The sequence below is a fragment of the uncultured Aquimarina sp. genome (assembly GCF_947496855.1).
Classification (GTDB): domain Bacteria; phylum Bacteroidota; class Bacteroidia; order Flavobacteriales; family Flavobacteriaceae; genus Aquimarina.
The window spans coordinates 1-3942 of sequence record NZ_CANMED010000017.1 but is presented as its reverse complement, the minus strand read 5'-3'; the positions used below and the strand labels follow the sequence as shown (position 1 = coordinate 3942).

The 3942-nt window shown below is 32.2% G+C and carries 4 protein-coding genes; all 4 read right to left on the bottom strand.

What is annotated here, in order from left to right; all coding sequences use genetic code 11:
• Window positions 1–209: 209 nt before the first annotated feature.
• Entirely contained in the window at window positions 210–641 is a 432-nt protein-coding gene (locus Q0921_RS24820) for a hypothetical protein (protein ID WP_299261841.1), read from the bottom strand.
• 137 nt (window positions 642–778) lie between these two features.
• Complete coding sequence (locus Q0921_RS24815) at window positions 779–1735, bottom strand: hypothetical protein (protein ID WP_299261839.1); 957 nt, start codon at window positions 1733–1735, stop codon at window positions 779–781.
• A gap of 728 nt (window positions 1736–2463) precedes the next feature.
• Entirely contained in the window at window positions 2464–2907 is a 444-nt protein-coding gene (locus Q0921_RS24810; protein WP_299261838.1) for a hypothetical protein, read from the bottom strand.
• A gap of 213 nt (window positions 2908–3120) precedes the next feature.
• Window positions 3121–3942: hypothetical protein (locus tag Q0921_RS24805; RefSeq protein WP_299261837.1), on the bottom strand; the 822-nt coding region annotated here is incomplete at its 5' end.

Below are 3942 nucleotides of genomic sequence, written 5' to 3'. Positions count from 1 at the left end.
TCAGAATAAAACTCCGTAATCCCAGCGTATCCCTCCGAAAAAATTGTCAGATCAAAATGGGACAATTGCACCTAACGTTTATGTATAAGAATAGTTGCGGGTTTGCGTGCGAGGATTTTCCGCAGGAAAATCAGATGTAGCAAATACGCAACTACCTTTGTTTTAGCACTAAACCGCAATTATTTTTATACGGTGTTGTGCATAGTATTTTAATCAAATCCTAGTTCCGAATAGTACCATCTTTCGTCCAATTGTACTATTTTGTAGGATGCTCCAATAATATTATCATTTCCAAAATTCCGAGGTTTTTTATTGAAATCATAAATTATTCTTTTCTCTGTTTCTATTATACTTCCAGACCTATTCACAAAAATAATCAGACTGTCGTTTTCTTCGACTAATCCAGAATAACTCGGGTTTTTCTTTCCGCTATTTTTTACAATTAAATCAATGTCCAAATCTCGGACATCTCCAATTATAAATTCGTCAATTTCATCTCTGTCATAAGTTCCGTTGTCATATTCGTCAATCTTTGAAGTCAAATCGGTTAGTTCCGTTTTATAATCCAAAACTCTTTTTTCGTCGAATGGATTACACGAAGTAAAAGCGATTACTAAAATGACAAGAATGAGTTTTTTCATATTATGCACAACGTGTTTGTGTATGATTTCGTTGCGTGTTTAAGCACCTAATTTAGCAAATAAATCACAGATAGAAAGTCCGCGAGGACTTTCGTAAGTAGGCTTTAACTAGCAATGAATTATCCACGGTGTTGGCATTAGTACTTTTCTGGATTCCAATTGTAAATTTTAATTAAGTTCTCATAAAAAATGTCACAAATATCAAAAATCAAAGAAATGTCATTTTTCAAATCATTAGTTGAATAATATGAAATTGTTTGATTTGAATGAATAATTAAATGTCTAAACTTAATAAGATTTTCTAATCTTTCTAGATAGTTGTTTTCAGGTTTGTTTGAATTTAGCAAATTTGTCAAATTGATATCATTTGATATTTTCTTAAAAGCTGAATTTATTCCATTTATATTTTGAAAAGAAATTGTTCTAGCAACTATTTTTTCAGCTGATAAGAATCCCTCGGAAACTTCAAATAAATCTTCTGATATAATTCTTGAACTTTTAAATATATCTTTTTTGTTTTCTGAATATTTTAGTAATACAATATATGTGGACCTTAAATATTCTTCGAGTACAGATATCAAGTATGGAATAGTAAAATTAATTCCAATACTAACTGGATTCATTTCGTTTAGAATTGGAATCTCTATCGGAACTGGATTTTTCATTTCCTCGTGTTCTAAAAACTGTAGAAATACACTAGGTTTAGTCATATTATTGTTGAAATTCCTAAAAACTGTAAAACAACCTACTTCAGCACCTTTTCTTTCAATTCCATCAAATTCATAAATTGTGTTTTTACCAAATTCTGTTTCAAAATATCCTTGAAACCTTTCACTAATTTGTTTTAAAGTTAGATTTACATAGTCATTATCATATATAGTTTTCCAAACTGTAGTTCTCATATGTAATTCTAAATATTCTGAATTTTCCTCAATAATATTTAATGTAACACCAGTAAAATGCTCTTCGGAATCATTATTGTTGTAGAAGTAGTAATTTTCTTCAAATTCTTCATAGTTTAAAATTTTCAGAAATTGTTTTACTTCTATGATATCCGTTTCTTTATTTAAATATATGGATGAATCATATCCCATAATTTTTTCTCGGTATTAATGCCAACGTTATATATAAGTGTCGTAGCAGGGCAAAATGTTACCCCTGCTTTTCGATTTTTCTTGCGCATTGGTTGCTAACTTTTTCATTTTGCAAGCATTGCGCCTTACCAAATATACACGAACCTATCGATTTATCACCGACCTGCTATGATCATTTATATGGTGTTATGGAGCGTACCACTTTTACAAGCCTGTACTTTGCAAATATTCCGCAGCGAAGCGATATCCCTTTCGTTGTTGCTCCGTAATATTCATCTATTTTCCTGCGATCGCTTTGCTGTCATTGGATTGATCACTTACCAAACCATAGAATCACAAACCCTTTTTTCGTCAATATTTTCGTAATCAACTAAAAAAAAGCGATTTTTTGCACGCTTTACTCCGAAACATTCCTTTTGAGTGGTTTTTTTATCGCTTTTTTACTTTGGATCCGATACAAACCACTGCAAAAACTATCAGTTCAAACGTTCGAGGCTCGTCCGCAGACAGGTTCAGATTGCGTTTTGATTTTCAGATTCTGAGTATGTGCCCTAACGTTTAATATATGTGTCGTAGCAGGGCAAAATGTTACCTTGCTTTTCAGTTTTTCCGCGCATTGGTTGCTAACTTTCACTTTCTGCAAGCATTGCGCCTTACCAAAAATACAATAACCATTTGGTTCATAACTTTGCTGCTATGATCACATATATGTTGTTGTACGTAGGTTTTTATTTCAGTTTTATTATTTCGGGTTCTTTTTCAGAAGCAACATTTATTATATGATTCAGTGTTATAAATGCGTAATGCTTAAAATTACCTGGATAATCTGAAGTCGCATTCATATCAGCTTTTATGTAATTCAAAAAGTTTGAGTCAGAATAAATTCGCAATCTGTTTCCAGAAAATATTTCATTTTGAGTTAGTTTGTCAAATCGTTCGTCTATAACAGAATATGAAATATAATTATCAAATTTAATCTTAAATCGGTTACCATTTTGGTCAGAATTAATTCTGCGAGCAGATCCAATATTAATTCCGTTAACAATTACATCTTCTTCTTTTTCCGAAACGGTTCCAATTGTTAACTCAAATTCAAATGAGTTTTCATTCGGTTCTTTTAGTTCAGAAGCAAAAATGTTTTTTTCGTTATTTATTTCCTCGTAGTATTTCATTTTTCAGCTTACGTACAACGTTTAGCTATGCGTAGTGCGGGAACAGAAAATCACTATTTTTCGATCAAGCACTTAGCTAAAGTTTATGTTTTGTTTTTATATTTTTTAAAATACTAAATTTAAATCTTTGGCGACAAACCAAATAGACAATAACCTTTCGATTAAACCTAAACCCCGCATTATCGCATAGGTGTTGTTACCATACGTACTTTTTTATAACGTCCCCCCATCAGGCCAATTTTTCCAATGATTATTTGGCTTTTCAGGCGGCTTGTAAAATTCCGCTTGTCCAGTTTCAAGAACCTTGGCGATTTGCTTAAAAGTTTGATTTTTACTCGGAATTTCGGAATCAGCACAGTCAGGATGATTCCATTCCGTTAATTCTATAATCTTTGGCAAGTCCGCTGGAATCCGTTCTCGAATTTCTTTTTCAGTTGCCTCGAATTGCTCATTGTATTCAGGTTCTAATCCTCTTAAAAATTCCCAAACGAAAATTTTGTTGTCCTCTTCAAGTTCAATTCCTTTTTTTAAGTAGAATTCACGATTGTGATTAACAGTAATTTCGTTATCTCGTAAAATCATTGTTTTAGTTTCTGGATTTAAACTTTCCAAGTATTCTTCATCAAAAGTTGAGTGTTCAGAACTATCATCAGTCAGGTACAAGAAATTATCGTTATCAGTTCCAGGTTTTGTTTTAATACAATTTCCAAAAATGTGCAAACAATTCGAAATTCCGTTATGTCCTCCACCACGATAATTAAATCCGATTACTTCGATTATCAAAGCCCATCGTTTTTCGTCTCGATAAGCACTCAATTTAGAATGAACAGGATATACGTATCCATTATCCAACATTGGAAACGTAAAATCCTCCGCACACTTGTCCAGTTGCTTTAAAATATCCTTTGATGAATATTCCTGTTTTTTCTTAAATCCGAAAATGTTCATTCGTATGTATGGTAACGTCGTACTAAACTCAGCCTTAGCGTCGTTGATTAAATCGTTTACGCAGCGATAGCGAAGATAAACTATTTG

Excerpts from the sequence above, each read along its gene's own strand:
- Q0921_RS24815 (WP_299261839.1), bottom strand. The coding sequence starts at position 1,735 with ATGGGATATGATTCATCCATATATTTAAATAAAGAAACGGATATCATA.
- Q0921_RS24820 (WP_299261841.1), bottom strand. The coding sequence starts at position 641 with ATGAAAAAACTCATTCTTGTCATTTTAGTAATCGCTTTTACTTCGTGT.
- Q0921_RS24810 (WP_299261838.1), bottom strand. The coding sequence starts at position 2,907 with ATGAAATACTACGAGGAAATAAATAACGAAAAAAACATTTTTGCTTCT.